This is a genomic window from Ruegeria sp. CDSB114 (genome assembly GCF_059611025.1).
The window spans coordinates 100,108-116,065 of the sequence record NZ_JBXWOT010000002.1; the positions used below are offsets into that span (position 1 = coordinate 100,108).

The following is a 15,958-nucleotide window of genomic DNA, read 5'->3' on the forward strand; positions in this document are numbered from 1 at the left end:
TGACGCCGCGTTTTGATTGCTTGTAGCATAAGGATGGGTACGTAATCGTTCAAACCCAGATGAATAACGGCGAGTCAGCGGATTTCCAACCCCGGCGTCGCGGACCGTTCAAGACAGCCCCGAGGTAATATTATGCCCTATCGCGCACCAGTTGCAGATTACGAATTTCTGTTCCGCCATGCGGTTGATTTTGATCGTATCGCAGCAACCGACAAGTTCGCGGAAGCAAGCGAAGACGTCGTCAGCGCCATCCTGACCGAGGCTGGAAAACTCTGCGAAGAAGTCATGGCGCCGCTTCAGCGGAACGGAGACCTAGAGCCCGCGCGTCTGGAAAACGGCGTGTTGCGTACCTCGCCAGGATTTAGCGACGGTTGGAACGCTATTGCCGAGGGGGGCTGGATCGGCATGAGCGCTGATCCCGAATATGGCGGTATGGGGCTGCCGATGACCTTGACCACTGCCGTCAACGAGATGATGTCTGCGGCCTGCCTGTCACTGCAACTGGCGCCGCTGATGACGCAGGGCCAGATCGAAGCACTGGAGCACCACGCAAGTGATGAGCTGAAGAACCTATACCTGCCCAAAATGATCGCTGGTGAATGGTCGGGCACGATGAACCTGACCGAGCCTCAGGCCGGATCGGATGTGGGTGCGCTGACGTCGAAGGCAGAATCGAATGGAGATGGCACCTATTCGGTGTCTGGTCAGAAGATCTTCATTTCCTGGGGTGACAACGATTTTGCTGAAAACGTGTGCCATCTGGTGTTGGCACGCCTGCCCGATGCTGTTCCCGGAACCAAGGGAATATCGCTGTTTCTGGTGCCCAAATACCTGCCGGACGAGAATGGCAATCCGGGTGTGGCAAATGACCTGAAAGTGGTTTCGCTCGAGCACAAGATGGGTCTGCATGGTTCGCCAACTTGCGTGATGCAGTATGATGGCGCCAAAGGTTGGCTTGTGGGTAAGGAACATGGCGGAATGGCTGCGATGTTCACCATGATGAACAACGCGCGACTGGGCGTCGGCGGACAGGGTATCGGTGCCGCCGAAGGCGCCTATCAGCAGGCCCTAGAATATGCGCTTGAGCGGAAGCAAGGCAAGACACCTTCGGGCACAATCCTCGATCACGCCGATGTACGCCGGATGCTGATGAGTATGCGTGCGGATACTTTTGCTGCGCGTGCGATCATGCTTGCAAACGCAGCCGCGATCGATATGGCCAATGCAACAGGCGACGCGGACTGGGTTTCGCGCGCGGCCTTGTTGACGCCGATAAACAAGGCCTTCGGTACCGAAACCGGTATGCGGGTTTCGGAAGAAGGCGTGCAGGTCCATGGCGGTATGGGCTTTATCGAGGAGACCGGCGCGGCACAGTTCTATCGCGACGTCCGTGTGACCGCGATTTACGAGGGCACCAACGGCATTCAGGCCATGGACCTTGTCGCACGCAAGATGATGGATGGCGGCGAAGCGGCGTCCCGTTTGCTGGACGAAATCGAGGATCACGCCGAACGTGCGCGTGGGTCGATGCCGGAACTGGCGGGTCCTGTCTGGGAGGCCACGGAAAGCCTGCGTGAAACGACCGAGTGGCTGATATCGCAGTCCGACATGAACACGCGATTTGCTGGCGCCGTGCCCTATCTGAAGGCATTCGCCCGCGTTCTGGGCGGTCACTATCACCTCAAGGCGGCCCTGGCCGAGCCAAACGGCACCCGTTTCAAGCTGGCACGCTTTTATATCAATGCGCTGTTACCTGAGTTTTCGGGGCTTTTGGTTCAGGCGCAGAACGGTGCAGATGACGTCTTTGCTCTCAGCGCCGAGGAAATGGTAGCTGCCTGATGGACGGTGATACACATTTGACGATCCGCTATCCTTGGCCCGAGGCTCCGGCCCTGGGCGAGGCCGTTGAAATTGCCGAAGGCGTACTTTGGATGCGGTTGCCGCTGCCTATGGCGCTGGATCACGTCAATATCTATGCGCTGGATGATGGCGACGGATGGACGGTGATCGACACTGGCATGTCCTCGAACAAGACGCGCCGTATTTGGGCGGACCTGATGGCGGGACCGCTGGGAGGCAAACCCGTGACGCGCGTGGTGGTGACCCATCACCATCCCGATCACGTTGGCAATGCTGGTTGGTTTCAATCTGAACACGGGGCCGAGCTGGTCACGTCGCGTACTGCATGGCTGTTTGCACGGATGCTGACGCTGGATGTGCAGGAAAACTGGCCGCAGGAAACGCTGGATTACTACCGAAGCGCCGGGATGGATGCCGATTTCCTTGCCAAAAGGATGACAGAACGGCCCTTCAATTTCTGCGACACGGTCTATCCGATGCCGCTGGGCTTTACCCGGATCAAACAGGGCAGCGTCATTCGTATGGGCGGGCGCGACTGGGATGTTCATATGGGCAATGGCCACGCTCCCGAACATGCAACTTTTTGGAGCCGTGACGATAATCTGGTGATCACGGGCGACCAGGTTCTCAGCTCGATCAGCCCCAATCTGGGCGTCTATGTTACCGAGCCCATGGCGGATCCCGTGGCGGAGTGGATGGAAGCCTGCGAGCGCCTGCAAGACCTGGCGCGCCCGGATCATATGGCGCTGGGCGGGCACAAACTGCCCTTTACCGGCCTGCCGGTCAGGATGAGGCAGTTGATCGACAACCACCACAGCGCGCTGGACCGTCTGCAGAATTATCTGGACCAGCCCAAAACCGCTGCTGAGTGCTTTGTGCCCTTGTTCAAACGCCAGATCGGTGAAGGAGAGTATGGGCTTGCTCTGGTCGAAGCAGTTGCACATCTGAACCATCTCTACCACATTGGTGCTGTTACCCGAACGCGGCGCGCGGACGGGGCGTGGGAGTTTCAGCGCAAAGGGTAGAAGGTATGGACAAGATCGAAACCTCAGCCGAGGCAGCGGAATCAGCAGCATTGCCCCGATGTTACGAGGTGCATGCCAACCCGGATGCGAAATCCGGCACCAAGGACCTGCCCGGCCAGTTGCAAAAGCCCGTAGCCACCAAAAGCTCGGCGCAATGGGCCTATGAACGGTTGATCCTGTATATCCAGAATTTCGAGAATACGCTGGATGCGGATCATGAGGTCGCCATGGGATTTACTGGCGGTGATGCCGGGGTAATGCGGATCGAAGGGATGGGCTATTTCGACCCTGATATCATCACTTTTTACGGTGCAGATGGGTCCGGGGCGCGAACCCAGCTCGTGCAGCATGTCAGCCAGTTGAATGTGATGCTGCGAGCGCTGCCCAAATCGGTCGAGGATAAGCCCGCCAATCGCATCGGATTCCGGCTGGCGGCTGATCTCGAAGAAAACTGATAGCCTGACTTGCAATTCACGTCTGCGCAGCCTTGAATGAATCAATCATTTGGGGGGCGCAACGTGGCCACTTTCTCTGCCGTTACAAAAGCATACAAGGGCGCTTGGGCACGCCGCCGGGTCTTTGTGCCGATCTATGTCGCCGTGCGCCTGTTGCTGATTGCGCTGATTGCGCCGGGCGTGGCGATTGCGGTGAACCTAGCAGTTTCGCTCTCCAGCCAGACCGCCCTGACGGATCAGGATATTGCCGCGTTCATCCTGTCTCCGCTGGGGTTTGCGGTCGCAATCGCAATGCTCAGCCTGTTCCTGCTGGCCGAGGTCTTTGTCTTCTCGGTCATGGCCGGGTCGCTGAGGATGGGCGAAAGCGATCCGTGGCGCGCGGGGAGCGCGGCGATCAAGTTGATCCTGTCGCGCCTGCCTGCGCTGTTTGGATTTGCTGCACGCCTGGTTCTGCGGATCATCCTGTTGATCCTGCCTTTCGCCGCTGTCGCTGCTCTGATCGCCTGGTGGACGCTGACCGAGTATGACATCAACTATTACCTGACCTTCCATCCGCCGTCTTTCTGGATCGCCGTTGCGCTGATCGGAGTTGTGGTGCTGGTCATGGCATGGGTGCTGATCCGCAAGCTGTCCGCATGGGCGCTGGGACTGCATCTGGTTCTGTTCGAAAACCTGCCACCGGCTGGTGCTTTCCAGGTCAGCGCGGATCGGATGGAGGGCAAGCGCGGGCGGCTCAAGATCGCACTGGTGTTTTGGCTGGGGCTGAGGGCAGTTCTTGCCGCGCTGATCGCTTGGGGCGCGGGATCATTATTCGCGTTGGTGCCCCTGCAGGGGGCAGAGCATCTGCGGCTGGCGCTAGTCTACAGCCTTCTGGTCGCCGGGCTCTGGTCGTTGGCTGGGCTGGTTTTGGCAGCCACCGCGCTGGGAGCACTGGCGGTTTTGCTGGACGGTTTTTTCGAGATCCGGACCTCTGAACCACCACATCCCGCGCCAGGCAATTTGCGCATTGGTCTGCTGAGTGCTGTTGGCATTGCGGCGGTGGCGGTATTGGTCGGGCTCTGGTTTGGTCAATCCCTGCTGGAACGCGTTCAGGCCCCTGACAGGGCCGAGGTGATCGGCCACCGTGGTGCCGCTGCTTTGCGGCCGGAAAACACCATGGCCTCGGTTCTGAAGGCGATTGAGGACGGGGCGGACTGGGTTGAAATCGACGTGCAGGAAACGGCGGATGATGAGATAATCGTCGCCCATGATAGCGATTTCATGAAGCTGGCCGGGGTGAACCTGAAGGTCTGGGATGCCACGATGGAAGACGTGGCCGAGATCGATATCGGCAGTTGGTATGGCCCGGAATACGCAGATGAACGCACGCCAACACTGCGCGACGTACTGGCTGCGGCCAAAGACAGGGCCAAGGTGATCATCGAGTTGAAATATTACGGTCATGACGTCGATCTGGAAAACCGCGTGGTAGCCTTGGTCGAGGAATTCGGCATGCAGGATGACATCGCTACCATGTCGCTGAAATACCCCGCCGTGCAAAAGATGAAGGCACTGCGCCCTGAATGGCGCGCGGGGGTTTTGGCGGCAACCGCTGTGGGCGATCTGTCGGGTCTCGAAGGGGATTTTGTGGCTGTCAACGCCGCCATGGCCACGCCGGGGCTGGTACGTTCGGTGCAGGCCGCGGGCAAGGATATCTATGTCTGGACGGTGAATGACCCGTTGCAAATGTCGGCCATGGCCTCGATGGGGGTGGATGGGCTGATCACGGACCGACCGGCAATGGCCAAAGAAGTCTTGCGTATCCGCGCTGAAATGGGGCCGGCTGAACGTCTGATGCTGTGGCTGGCAACGGTGCTCGGCATGGCCGTTGATACCGATGCGATGCGCGATGAAAGCCCGTAATCTGGCCGTTTCTCTGGCGCTGATCGCGGCGCCAGTCGGCGCGCAGGACTTTATGCGCAGTCTTGAGATGCCCGCCCATCGCGCGCTGATCGCACAGCGGAGCGCTGCGGAATTGACACCGTTTGAAACGGATGGCTGCTCGGGCGGGTTGTCAGCCAGCTGGCGCTTTGTGGCCGACACATTTCCCAGCTTTCAAGCCCTGTTCGAGGCGCATCCCCCATGGGAGAGTTGCTGTGTCAGCCATGATCGGGCCTATCACCACGCGGGCGGAGGCCTGCGCCCCGAAGACAGTTATGACGCGCGCCTGTCAGCCGATGACAGCCTGAGAGCCTGCGTGCGGCAACACGGGGATGAGAACGCCGAAATTTACGCCGAACGCTATGACATGACTTCGGATCAGATACGATCCGCCCATGCCATAACCGCCGAGGCCATGTATGGCGCGGTGCGATTGGGCGGGGCGCCCTGTTCGGGCCTGCCCTGGCGGTGGGGGTTCGGATATCGCGGGTGTTCGGTCTTTGATTCCGTGTCACCTGCGCCCGAATGACGTGGTGACAGGCCCGGGATTTTCGATTATCCAACGTATCAAACACGCGAATTAGGATTCTGAAAATCATGGCTGAACATAAGCACGGCGAAATGGACATCACCGTTCAAACCAAAACCTTCAACGGTTTCGTAAAAGCGACCACATGGTGCGTGGTGGCGATTGCTTTCCTTTGCCTGTTTCTGGCGGTTTTCGCCGCTTAATCCCGGGCGAGGCTGACCGCCGTGATCAGATTTGTGATTGCCTGCCTGCTGGCAGCAACAGTGGCTGGCTGTGCCGGTTCGCAGCGTCCGCAGGCCGATCAGACCGAAGTTGTGGCCCGTTCCTATCGTGATCCGGGACCATCAACACTGACGCTCTATACCATGATCAGCACCCGGACCGGTTCGGGGGCGCATACCTCGCTGATGATAAGCGGCAGCGAGAGGGTGATCTTTGACCCCGCCGGATCGTTTCGCGCCGATGTAGTGCCGATCCGAAACGATGTTCTGTATGGCATCACGCCGAATGTCGAACGCGCTTATCGCAGCAGCCACGCGCGCGAAACGCATTATGCGCGTATCCAGACGATTCAGGTGACACCACAGCAGGCCGAAATTGCCCTGCAACTGGCCAAGCAGTTGGGCCCTGTATCCGAAGCGTTTTGCGCCAACTCAACCTCGCAGCTATTGCAGCAGGTGCCGGGTTTCGGGCAGATCAATACGACCTTCTACCCGGTCAAGCTGTCCGATCAGTTCGGTGAACTCCCCGGCGTCGTGACCACCGAATACCGCGAGAATGACGATGCTGACCTGCAGGCCGGTTTGGCCTCGAACAATGCGCGCCTGAACCAGTTGGAAGCGGCTTCAACCCAATAGGTACAGCAAGCCATAGAGCGTGCCCGCCCCGGCAAAGATGGCAATGACCACGTTTTTTGTGATGACACCAACCGCCAAAGCAACCGCTGCGGCGGCCATGCGCGGCACGTCGGGCTGACCATCCGTTGCGGTTGGCCAGACCACCAGCGGCGCAATCAGGGCCGGAACGATGGCTACGGCGGTATAGCGCAGGTGGCGTAACAACCAGGGTGGCATCGGGCGGTCTCCGACGATGCCGATAAAGGTAAAGCGTAGGGCAAAGCTGCCGATCGCCAAGCCAACGATAATGCTCCACATGGTCACCGGATCAATCTGTGTCATGACCTATTCCGCTCTAACATCAATTCGGCCTGCGCCCCTGCGATCATCCCGGCGGTCCCGGCGATCAGCAGGCCCAGGTTGAAAGGCACGCCTACGGTCAACAGAGCAACGGTTATGGCGACTAAGGCGGCGATGACATGGGCAAGCGTCCTCATCATCGGCCCGATCATTGCCAGGAATGTGATCGGAAGTGCAAAATCCAGCGCCCAGCTTTCTGGAATCTGTGCGCCCAAAACTGCGCCCAGATAAGTTGCCAGAATCCAAAGCGGCGTGATCGGCGTGACCGAGCCAAAGAAATAGGCCATGCGCTGCGGCACGGTCATATCGGGCTCTTTTTCGAACTGTACAATGGAGCAGGCATAGGACTGATCGACCGTCAGATAAGCGGCGCAGGCCCGCTGCCACAGGGGGCCCGCCCCAAGATAAGGTGTCAGTGAGGCCGAATACATTGCCACGCGTAGGTTAACCGCCAGGGCCGATGCCAGAACGATCAGGCTGGGTGTGTTATCCTGCAAAAGCTGCAGGGCGGTGAACTGGGCCGCCCCGGCAAAGACCGCCGCCGAAAAGGCGATTGTCTGAACAATATCCAGCCCAGCCTCGGTCGCAAATACGCCGAAAAGGGTGCCGAACGGAATTGCCACAAAGATAAACGGCGCTCCATCACGAAAACCCTTCCAGAAGTATGACTTGGATGTGGTGTAAGCCATGGCAAATTCCTATGGTATCGCCAACAGCAGTAGCGATCTTGGGAAAGGGTTGCAATTGGCCACGAAACCGGATGCCACCGACTACATCATCGCCCCTGATCCTGGCGCGGTCCGCTTGACCCGTGCGGTCGAAGGCATCGACCAGAATGGCGCGGTCAGCCGGATCTCGGTTGTCGAAGAACGCCCCCTGACAATTTTCCTCAACGCGCAGGAAATCGTGACTGCAATGACAATCGGCGATTACCCTGAATATCTGGCGCTGGGGTTCCTGCGCAATCAGGGGATGCTGTTGGCCGATGATGACATTACCGGCGTGGATTACGATGACGATCTGGAAACCGTGGTGGTGCGCACCGCGCGCGAAACCTCATATGAGGATAAGCTGAAGAAAAAGACCCGGACCAGCGGTTGTGCGGTAGGCACTGTGTTTGGTGACATGATGGAGGGGCTGGAGGGCGTGCGCCTGCCGCAGGTTCAGGTCCGCACATCGTGGCTGTATGATCTTGCGGCCAAGATCAACCGAACCCCTTCATTGTATCTTGAGGCTGGTGCAATTCACGGCACGGTCCTGTGTCGGGAAAACCGGCCGTTGGTCTATATGGAGGACGTGGGCCGCCACAACGCGGTCGACAAGATTGCAGGCTGGATGCTGTCCGAAAGTGTAGGGGCCGAAGATAAGATCCTCTACACCACAGGTCGTTTGACCTCGGAAATGGTGATCAAGACCGCGATGATGGGCATCCCGGTGCTGGCGTCACGGTCAGGCTTCACCGCCTGGGGTGTCGAAATCGCGCGTGAGGTTGGCCTGACCCTGATCGGCCGCATGCGGGGGCAGCGGTTCGTGTGTCTTGCGGGCGAGGACCGGTTGGTGCGCGACGTCGACCCGTCGACAGTGGCGGTCGAAGATAAAAAGCATAGACGGAAGAGTGCGGAATGATTTTGGAAGTCTTTGGTTTATCTATTTTATTCGTCGCGACATTGGGCTTGCTGCCAATGATGGTCTATGTGTTCTGGCTCCTTGAGCGGTCGAAACGCGCGATCATTGAGGGTATGGCGCAATTGGACGTCAACCTGCGTAACCGTCTGGGGTGGGCGCCAGAGGAATACATCAGCATTTGGAACATCGCTGCCCCCTTTCGGCTTGGTTGGCAGGCATGGGGGGAGTTGTCTCAAAAACAAGCACTCGTGCTTCAGCGGGTTTTGATGCACGGTCTGCCAGAGTTTGCCGGGATACCAGATGAGGTCAGAAAGGCGGTGCGCACGTATCGGTGCTGTTTTGGTCTTATCTTTGCTGTTGGGGCCGTCTTAGTGTTTTTGCCAGCCCACTATAGCCTGAGTTACAAGGCGGCCGAATTGACGGGGTGGCCTGCAATTATTTGGTTTACAGCATTCGGATTGGCCGTCTGTCCATTGCTTTTCCTGCCCACCCAGAAATTCAGGAAATGGCCCGCGCTTGAGGAGATCAAATGACCCGCCCTCTCGGCATCATCCTCGCAGGAGGCCTTGCCACTCGGATGGGTGGTGGCGACAAAGGCTTGCTGACAGTCGGTGGGCAGAGCCTGCTGTCTCATGTCATTGACCGGTTTGGCCCGCAGGTGGTCGGTCTGGCGCTGAATGCCAATGGTGATCCCGAACGGTTCGCCGAACTGAACCTACCTGTTCTGCCCGACACGATTGAAGGTTTCGCCGGGCCTCTGGCGGGTGTGCTGGCGGGGCTCGATTGGGCAGCAGAACAGGGCGCCGACAGTATCGTCACCGCCGCTGCCGACACGCCGTTTTTTCCGCGCGATCTTGTGGCGCGCCTAACGGATGCTGCTCAAGGGCAAACCCATCCGCTGGTGCTGGCGACTACGCCTCGAACCGGGAATGAAGCACTGAAATCCGGCGGCGGCAAACTGGTCGACCGGCATCCGACATTTGGCCTCTGGCCTGTCGCGTTGCGAGATGATTTGCGAGATGCCTTGAATGACGGGCTGCGCAAGGTTGTGCTGTGGACAGATAAACATGATGGGCGTGAGGCGTTGTTTCCGGCGGAGCCGTTTGATCCCTTCTTCAATGTCAACACGCCCGACGATCTGGCGCGGGCGCAAAAGCTGCTGGAGCAGGCATGAAGGTCTATGGCGTCACCGGCTGGAAAAACGCGGGCAAGACCGGCCTGATGGAGCGTTTGGTGGCCGAGATCACCGCGCGCGGCTTTTCGGTTTCGACCGTCAAACATGCCCATCACGCCGCCGATGTCGACCAGCCCGGCACGGACAGTTTCCGCCATCGAGAAGCCGGTGCGTCCGAGGTGCTGTTGGCGTCCGGCAAGCGCATTGCAATGATGCAGGAACTGCGCGGCGCACCCGAGCCGCCTCTCTCTGATCTGCTGGCACGCTTGGCTCCGGTTGATCTTGTGCTGATCGAGGGGTTCAAACGCGAAGCCCACCCCAAGGTCGAGGCGTATCGGGTGGCCGCTGGAAATCCGTTGATTGCGGCCGAGAACGAAACTGTGCGCGCGGTTGCCAGTGACACAGAGCTGAACTTCGACCGTCCGGTTTTTGATCTGGACGACACCGCAGCCATCGCAGGGTTCATTCTGCAAGAGGTAGGATTATGAGCAAACCGGACATTGCCCCACCGCCCTTGCGCAACGATTGTTTTGCCTTGCCTGCGGGCGTGAGCTGGACGCCGGTTGACGAAGCGTTGGCCCTGCTGCGCGACCGCCTTTCGGTCGTGATGGGGGCTGAAACCGTTCCGTTGGCACAAGCCGCAGGTCGGATTTTGGCCGCCGATGTATATGCCCAACGTTCGAACCCGCCGCAGGCAAATACGGCGGTAGATGGCTATGGCTTTGCCGGTCCGGTTCCGGATGGGCCTCAGGTGATGCCGCTGCAAGACGGGCGTGCTGCGGCTGGTGTTCCCTTTGATGGTCAGCTTGCGCCCGGCCACGCCATACGGATTCTGACTGGTGCGGCCCTGCCCGATGGGGTGGACACCGTTATTCTGGAAGAGGACGTGACAGTTCAGGACGGGCATATCGCCTTTCGCGGCCCCCTGAAACAGGGTGCCAATACCCGCAATGCGGGCGAAGATGTGGTTGGAGGTGATCTGGCTTTGCCCGCTGGACGCCGGTTGACACCTGCCGATCTGGCCCTTCTCTCCGCGACGGGTGCTGGTGATCTGCTGGTTCGCAAAGCTCTGCGGGTGGCCGTCCTGTCAACGGGGGATGAGCTAGTCGAGGCCGGTGAGGTTGCTGAGCCAGGGCAAATCTACGATGCCAATCGCCCAATGTTGCTGGCTCTGATCCAGCGGATGGGATTCCAGCCACTGGATATGGGCCGCGTTGCCGATGATCGTGAAACCCTGCGCGAGCGGCTGAACGAAGCTGCGAAAGAGGCGGATGTTGTTCTGACTAGCGGCGGCGCGTCGGCAGGGGACGAAGACCATGTCTCCGCGCTGTTGCGGCAGGCCGGAGCGATGCAGGAATGGCGTATTGCCCTGAAACCGGGGCGACCTCTGGCTTTGGGGATTTGGGACGGAGTGCCGGTTTTCGGACTGCCCGGCAATCCAGTAGCGGCATTGGTCTGCACCCTAATCTTTGCCCGCCCGGCGCTGGGCCTGATGGCTGGCGAGGGCTGGCGGGACCCGCAGGGGTTCGATCTGCCAGCCGCCTTTGATAAGCGCAAGAAGCCCGGGCGGCGGGAATATCTGCGGGCCCGTATCCGAGACGGAAAAGCCGAAGTTTTCAACTCGGAAGGGTCCGGGCGGATCAGCGGGCTAAGCTGGGCCGAAGGGCTGGTCGAGATCGAAGACGGCGCGCGCCACATCCAACCGGGTGATCTTGTTCGGTTCATCCCCTATGGAAGTTTCGGAATCTAGTCGAAGGTTCCGGCCACGCGCCCCAGCAACATGAAGGCCCGAGCGGTTCTTGTATCCCCCAAAGCGGTCAACTCTGCATCGCTGGCACGGGGTTCAAACTCGATGATCATGTGATCGAACCGGCGCAGAAAGTGATGGGCGGCGTCCCGGAAAATGGGATCCTGCTTCATCCGGGCCGAAGTCAGCGCCAGCGAGGAGCGGTCGCGAATGCCGCCCAAGGCCGCGACAGCCCGTCCGCGCCCACCATGCGCAAATTGCCGCCAGATCTCGGGGCGGGCCATGTCAGGGCGCAGGTCATCCATATAGATGCCCTCTTGGCTAAGCAGAGTCAGCACGTCCTGAGAGGCCTGTACAAGCTTGGCTGTCTTGCGGTCCTTGAGCGCCAGCCGTAGGGCATCAAAGCCTTCGGTATCTTCCTGTGTTTCCGGAAAATTCAGCGCACGGATAAAGATGTCGGTGCCAAGCGGGGGCACGATATCCCCAGCTTGTGTACCCAGTTCCAGCGAAGTCTGATCGCCGTTCCCCACGGCTGTCGGTTGCTGTGCGGGTTCCCTGCGCTTGGTTGAAAACGTGGCCAGCGCGCTTTCGGCTTTCTTGGCCGTTTCCGCGATCTGATCCAGCTTTTTGGATACGGCTGGCTCATAGGTGCTGGAAGATCGCTGTTGCTGAGCGATATATGCGTTTCGGATGGCGTCAATCGAGGTTTGTAGTCGCGCGCTTTCCTCGCGCATGATCCGGCTGGCGCGCATGGCCATTGCCGCGACCCAGATCATCGCCACCGGCATAAAGACCGCCAGCAAGGTCACGACAAAGCCTCCGCCGTCGACCTCGTCGGGCAGCACCAGAAAAACAACCGAGACGATCAGCCAGATCATGCTGAGGGCGACGGCTGCAATTTCGATCTCGGTTATCGAAGGCTTGGTTGGCCTATCATATATGCCCAGTGAGGTTGGCCGATTGGCTTCCTGCTCTGGCGTGGGCTCGGACATTGGGAACGCTCCGGAACTCAGGCGTAGGTGATACTCAGGACTTCATAAGAACGTACGCCGCCAGGTGTGCGTACCTCGACACTGTCGCCTTCGTCCTTTCCAATCAGGGCGCGGGCAATAGGGGATTTGATGTTCAGTAGGCCGGCTTCGATATTGGCCTCATATTCCCCTACAATCTGCCAGGTCTTTTCCTCGTCAGTGTCTTCGTCAACAAGCGTGACCTTGGCGCCAAATTTGATAGCACCGGACAGTTTGGCAGGGTCGATCACATCGGTCAGTGAAAGGATGCCTTCCAACTCTTTGATGCGGCCTTCGATAAAACCCTGCTTTTCCCGGGCCGAATGATATTCGGCGTTTTCTTTCAGGTCACCCAGTTCCCTGGCCGAGGCGATGGCTTCGATAATAGCTGGCCGCTCGACGGATTTTAGGTTCTTGAGTTCGGCCTGAAGCGCAGCATTGCCCGCAGGCGTCATGGGAATTTTTTCCATATTCTTGTCGTCCACGCTGAAATTGTAACGCCCCGCCGCATGGAACCAGCGTCGGGGCGATTTGATGGGTTGGCAAATACCTGACCCAAATGATGCGTGAAATGCAAGAGGTCAAAGAAGACAGCAAGCTGGATTTGCGACTTAACGCCGTTGGATTGGGCGCCGTGGGCACCTGTTACGCTGTCCAAACAGCTGACCGCGCTGCCATTTCCAGGTGGTTGAGGCCATCCAGAGTGTTTCAAGCATATTGCACCACCTCAAACTCGATGCCGTTCTCATCATCGAAATAGAACCGCCTGCCGGGCTCGTAATCTGCATGCGACTTGGGGGTGAAACCTGCTTTGACCACCTTGTCTTCGGTTGCGTCGATGTCTTCGACCAGAACGCCGACATGATTCAACCCCCCGATGATATCATAGCTGCTTTCACCCGAGAGTTTGGGATCGCTGGGTGCATAAAGCGCCAAGTAGGTATGTGCGCTACCGACATGCACGGTATAGCCACCCGCGATTGCAGGGCCTTCCCAGCGGGTTTTCCAACCGAAGACGTCCTGCATCCATTTGGCTGAAGCCTGCGGGTCGCGGACGGTGAAATTGGTGTGTTCAAGTGTCGCCATCATGGGATCTCCTATTCAATTTGAGGCTTGTCCCGACTCACCGTAATTTCTAAACCTAACTTTAGGTCAAGGAACTTTTTGAGGGCGAGATGGCGATTTCAGAGGGGCTGGCAATAGGCGCTTTGGCCCAGCGCACCGGGCTGGCGGTTTCAGCGATCCGATATTACGAGGCGCAGGGTCTGATTGCCCCCTGGCGCAATGCGGGTGGGCAGCGGCGATATCAGCGCGCCGACATAAGACGGTTGAGTTTTGTGATGATAGCGCAGCAATTCGGACTAACCCTGCCCGAAATCCGAGAAGTCCTGTCCGGCTTGCCCGGAAATCGTACACCAACGCCGCAGGATTGGAAAAACATCAGCAAGGATCTGCGGTCGCATCTGGATCAGCGAATCGATACGTTGATGCGCCTGCGTGACAATCTGGACGGATGCATTGGCTGTGGGTGCCTTAGTTTGCCCAAATGTGCTCTTTACAATCCTGATGACCGTGCCAAATCCAAGGGAAGTGGCCCCAGATACCTGATGGGTGACACTCCGGACACGTGATCTGCCGCATAGCGGCATAGTTACGCCGTGTTTCGATTGACCTGTGGCTTTCCCAGCATGTAATCAGCCGTGAAACAAAATTGCGCCGACCGTGCGTTAGATGCGCCAATTCGGAAAGTTAGCGAAGGAGCCCGCAATGGCCGAGATTGAACGCGAAGCGATGGAATATGACGTGGTGATCGTGGGCGCTGGCCCCGCAGGACTGTCGGCGGCCATCCGTCTGAAACAGCTGGATGCCGATCTGAACGTCGTCGTTCTGGAAAAGGGCTCAGAGGTGGGTGCGCATATCTTGTCAGGTGCGGTGCTGGACCCGTGCGGCCTGGATGCGCTGATACCGGACTGGAAGGAAAAAGGTGCGCCGCTGAACACGCCGGTTACCGAAGATAACTTCTATATGCTGGGTGAGGCCGGAAAAATCCGCATTCCGAACTTCCCGATGCCGCCGCTGATGAACAACCACGGCAACTATATCGTGTCGATGGGCAATGTCTGCCGCTGGATGGCTGAACAGGCCGAAGAGCTGGGCGTGGAAATCTTCCCCGGCATGGCCTGTTCCGAGCTGGTCTATGGCGACAATGGCGAAGTCAAAGGCGTTGTTGCCGGTGTCTTCGGCCTTGAGGCCGATGGCTCCTACGGCCCGAACACCGAGCCGGGCATGGAGCTGCACGGCAAATATGTCTTCTTGTCCGAAGGTGTGCGCGGGTCGCTGTCCAAGGAAGTGATCGCGAAATACGATCTGCAAGCCGGAAAAGAAGTCCAGAAATACGGCGTCGGCATGAAAGAGATCTGGGAGATCGACCCGGCCAAGCACAAGGAAGGCACCGTCACCCATACGATGGGCTGGCCCCTGGGCAGCAACGCGGGCGGCGGGTCTTTCATCTATCACCTGGAAAACAATCAGGTCTATGTCGGGTTTGTGGTTCACCTGAATTACAAGAACCCGCATCTGTACCCCTATATGGAATTCCAGCGCTTTAAGCATCATCCGATGGTGGCCGAGCTGCTGAAAGGCGGCAAGCGCGTGGCTTATGGCGCTCGTGCGATTACTGAGGGTGGATATCAATCGATGCCCAAGCTGGTCGCGCCAGGCGTGGCGCTGCTGGGCTGTTCGGCGGGCATGGTCAATGTGCCGCGCATCAAGGGCAACCACAACGCGATGCTGTCCGGCAAAGCTGCGGCCGAGGCGGCATTTGATGCCATCAAAGCCGAGCGTTCGGGCGATGAATTGACTGTCTATGAAGCAGATGTTCGCGAAGGTGCCATCGGAAAAGACCTCAAGAAAGTGCGCAATGTCAAACCGATGTGGTCAAAGTGGGGTCTGATGCCCTCGCTGGCGCTGGGCGGTTTGGACATGTGGACAAACACTCTGGGCTTTTCGCTGTTTGGCACTCTGGGCCACGGCAAGAACGACGCGGAATCGACTGAAGAAGCCAGTAAACATAAACCGATCGACTATCCAAAGCCGGATGGCACGCTGTCCTTCGACCGCCTGACCAACGTCTCGTTCGCGATGACGAACCACGAGGAAAGTCAGCCTTGCCATCTAAAACTCTCGGACCCGGCGATTCCGGTCAGTGTCAATCTGCCCGAATTCGACGAACCGGCGCAGCGCTATTGCCCGGCGGGGGTGTATGAGATGGTTGAGGATGAAAATGGTCCGCGATTCGTGATCAACTTTCAGAACTGCGTTCACTGCAAGACCTGCGACATCAAAGATCCCAGCCAGAATATCACCTGGACCACGCCGCAGGGAGGGGATGGTCCGAACTATCCCAATATGTAAGC

The 15,958-nt window shown here is 58.6% G+C and carries 19 protein-coding genes; 14 read left to right on the forward strand and 5 right to left on the reverse strand.

The window, feature by feature from the left end; genetic code table 11:
* The first annotated feature begins 132 nt into the window (after positions 1 to 132).
* From AC2FIP_RS07980 to AC2FIP_RS08010, 7 genes are all read left to right on the forward strand, one after another.
* On the forward strand, positions 133 to 1,839 hold the full coding sequence (locus AC2FIP_RS07980) for an acyl-CoA dehydrogenase (RefSeq protein WP_496700962.1): 1,707 nt from the start codon (positions 133 to 135) through the stop codon (positions 1,837 to 1,839).
* On the forward strand, positions 1,839 to 2,885 hold the full coding sequence (locus AC2FIP_RS07985; RefSeq protein WP_142635372.1) for an MBL fold metallo-hydrolase: 1,047 nt from the start codon (positions 1,839 to 1,841) through the stop codon (positions 2,883 to 2,885). Before AC2FIP_RS07980 ends, AC2FIP_RS07985 begins: the two co-directional genes overlap by 1 nt.
* 5 nt (positions 2,886 to 2,890) lie before the next feature.
* Positions 2,891 to 3,340: a DUF6173 family protein gene (locus AC2FIP_RS07990; RefSeq protein WP_496785877.1), complete on the forward strand. Its 450-nt coding sequence runs from the start codon at positions 2,891 to 2,893 to the stop codon at positions 3,338 to 3,340.
* Positions 3,341 to 3,403: 63 nt separating this feature from the next.
* Entirely contained in the window at positions 3,404 to 5,242 is a 1,839-nt protein-coding gene (locus AC2FIP_RS07995) for a glycerophosphodiester phosphodiesterase family protein (protein WP_496785878.1), read from the forward strand.
* Positions 5,229 to 5,789, forward strand: coding sequence for a hypothetical protein (locus tag AC2FIP_RS08000; protein ID WP_496691823.1), 561 nt, complete (start codon positions 5,229 to 5,231; stop codon positions 5,787 to 5,789). The genes AC2FIP_RS07995 and AC2FIP_RS08000 overlap by 14 nt, the downstream gene beginning before the upstream one ends.
* A gap of 68 nt (positions 5,790 to 5,857) precedes the next feature.
* Positions 5,858 to 5,992 carry an aa3-type cytochrome c oxidase subunit IV gene (locus AC2FIP_RS08005; protein WP_142635378.1) on the forward strand — a complete coding sequence of 45 codons (135 nt, stop codon included), beginning with the start codon at positions 5,858 to 5,860 and terminating at the stop codon, positions 5,990 to 5,992.
* A gap of 21 nt (positions 5,993 to 6,013) precedes the next feature.
* Positions 6,014 to 6,646 (forward strand): hypothetical protein, encoded by a 633-nt coding sequence (locus AC2FIP_RS08010; protein ID WP_496691822.1) that lies wholly within the window; start codon positions 6,014 to 6,016, stop codon positions 6,644 to 6,646.
* Here the strand turns inward: AC2FIP_RS08010 and AC2FIP_RS08015 are convergent.
* Together AC2FIP_RS08015 and AC2FIP_RS08020 are read right to left on the reverse strand one after the other, a co-directional pair.
* Positions 6,635 to 6,967 carry an AzlD domain-containing protein gene (locus tag AC2FIP_RS08015; RefSeq protein ID WP_142635382.1) on the reverse strand — a complete coding sequence of 111 codons (333 nt, stop codon included), beginning with the start codon at positions 6,965 to 6,967 and terminating at the stop codon, positions 6,635 to 6,637. The genes AC2FIP_RS08010 and AC2FIP_RS08015 overlap by 12 nt on opposite strands.
* Positions 6,964 to 7,674, reverse strand: coding sequence for an AzlC family ABC transporter permease (locus tag AC2FIP_RS08020; RefSeq protein WP_496785879.1), 711 nt, complete (start codon positions 7,672 to 7,674; stop codon positions 6,964 to 6,966). The genes AC2FIP_RS08015 and AC2FIP_RS08020 overlap by 4 nt, the downstream gene beginning before the upstream one ends.
* Positions 7,675 to 7,723: 49 nt before the next feature.
* Here AC2FIP_RS08020 and AC2FIP_RS08025 point away from each other — a divergent pair, with 49 nt between their 5' ends.
* The 5 genes from AC2FIP_RS08025 to AC2FIP_RS08045 are packed head-to-tail and all read left to right on the forward strand — an operon-like array spanning position 7,724 to position 11,535.
* Positions 7,724 to 8,611 carry a formate dehydrogenase accessory sulfurtransferase FdhD gene (locus tag AC2FIP_RS08025; protein WP_496786138.1) on the forward strand — a complete coding sequence of 296 codons (888 nt, stop codon included), beginning with the start codon at positions 7,724 to 7,726 and terminating at the stop codon, positions 8,609 to 8,611.
* The gene (locus AC2FIP_RS08030; protein WP_281972574.1) at positions 8,608 to 9,144 is read left to right on the forward strand and encodes a hypothetical protein; all 537 of its coding nucleotides are present in this window, start codon (positions 8,608 to 8,610) and stop codon (positions 9,142 to 9,144) included. Before AC2FIP_RS08025 ends, AC2FIP_RS08030 begins: the two co-directional genes overlap by 4 nt.
* Positions 9,141 to 9,785, forward strand: a complete 645-nt coding sequence (gene mobA / locus AC2FIP_RS08035; protein WP_496785880.1) for a molybdenum cofactor guanylyltransferase MobA — start codon at positions 9,141 to 9,143, stop codon at positions 9,783 to 9,785. Before AC2FIP_RS08030 ends, mobA begins: the two co-directional genes overlap by 4 nt.
* A complete protein-coding gene (gene mobB, locus AC2FIP_RS08040; RefSeq protein ID WP_142635390.1) occupies positions 9,782 to 10,273 on the forward strand; it encodes a molybdopterin-guanine dinucleotide biosynthesis protein B in 492 nt (163 codons plus the stop codon). Before mobA ends, mobB begins: the two co-directional genes overlap by 4 nt.
* Positions 10,270 to 11,535, forward strand: coding sequence for a molybdenum cofactor synthesis domain-containing protein (locus AC2FIP_RS08045; RefSeq protein ID WP_496785881.1), 1,266 nt, complete (start codon positions 10,270 to 10,272; stop codon positions 11,533 to 11,535). Before mobB ends, AC2FIP_RS08045 begins: the two co-directional genes overlap by 4 nt.
* On the opposite strand, the gene AC2FIP_RS08050 is transcribed toward AC2FIP_RS08045, so the two are convergent.
* From AC2FIP_RS08050 to AC2FIP_RS08060, 3 genes are all read right to left on the reverse strand, one after another.
* Positions 11,532 to 12,524, reverse strand: coding sequence for a hypothetical protein (locus tag AC2FIP_RS08050; RefSeq protein WP_496785882.1), 993 nt, complete (start codon positions 12,522 to 12,524; stop codon positions 11,532 to 11,534). The genes AC2FIP_RS08045 and AC2FIP_RS08050 overlap by 4 nt on opposite strands.
* 17 nt (positions 12,525 to 12,541) lie before the next feature.
* Positions 12,542 to 13,012, reverse strand: coding sequence for a transcription elongation factor GreA (gene greA, locus AC2FIP_RS08055; protein WP_142635396.1), 471 nt, complete (start codon positions 13,010 to 13,012; stop codon positions 12,542 to 12,544).
* Positions 13,013 to 13,250: 238 nt separating this feature from the next.
* On the reverse strand, positions 13,251 to 13,631 hold the full coding sequence (locus tag AC2FIP_RS08060) for a VOC family protein (protein WP_496785884.1): 381 nt from the start codon (positions 13,629 to 13,631) through the stop codon (positions 13,251 to 13,253).
* A gap of 86 nt (positions 13,632 to 13,717) precedes the next feature.
* Here AC2FIP_RS08060 and soxR point away from each other — a divergent pair, with 86 nt between their 5' ends.
* Positions 13,718 to 14,173: a redox-sensitive transcriptional activator SoxR gene (gene soxR, locus AC2FIP_RS08065; RefSeq protein WP_142635400.1), complete on the forward strand. Its 456-nt coding sequence runs from the start codon at positions 13,718 to 13,720 to the stop codon at positions 14,171 to 14,173.
* Positions 14,174 to 14,309: 136 nt separating this feature from the next.
* Positions 14,310 to 15,956, forward strand: coding sequence for an electron transfer flavoprotein-ubiquinone oxidoreductase (locus AC2FIP_RS08070; RefSeq protein ID WP_271948491.1), 1,647 nt, complete (start codon positions 14,310 to 14,312; stop codon positions 15,954 to 15,956).
* Positions 15,957 to 15,958 lie beyond the last annotated feature (2 nt).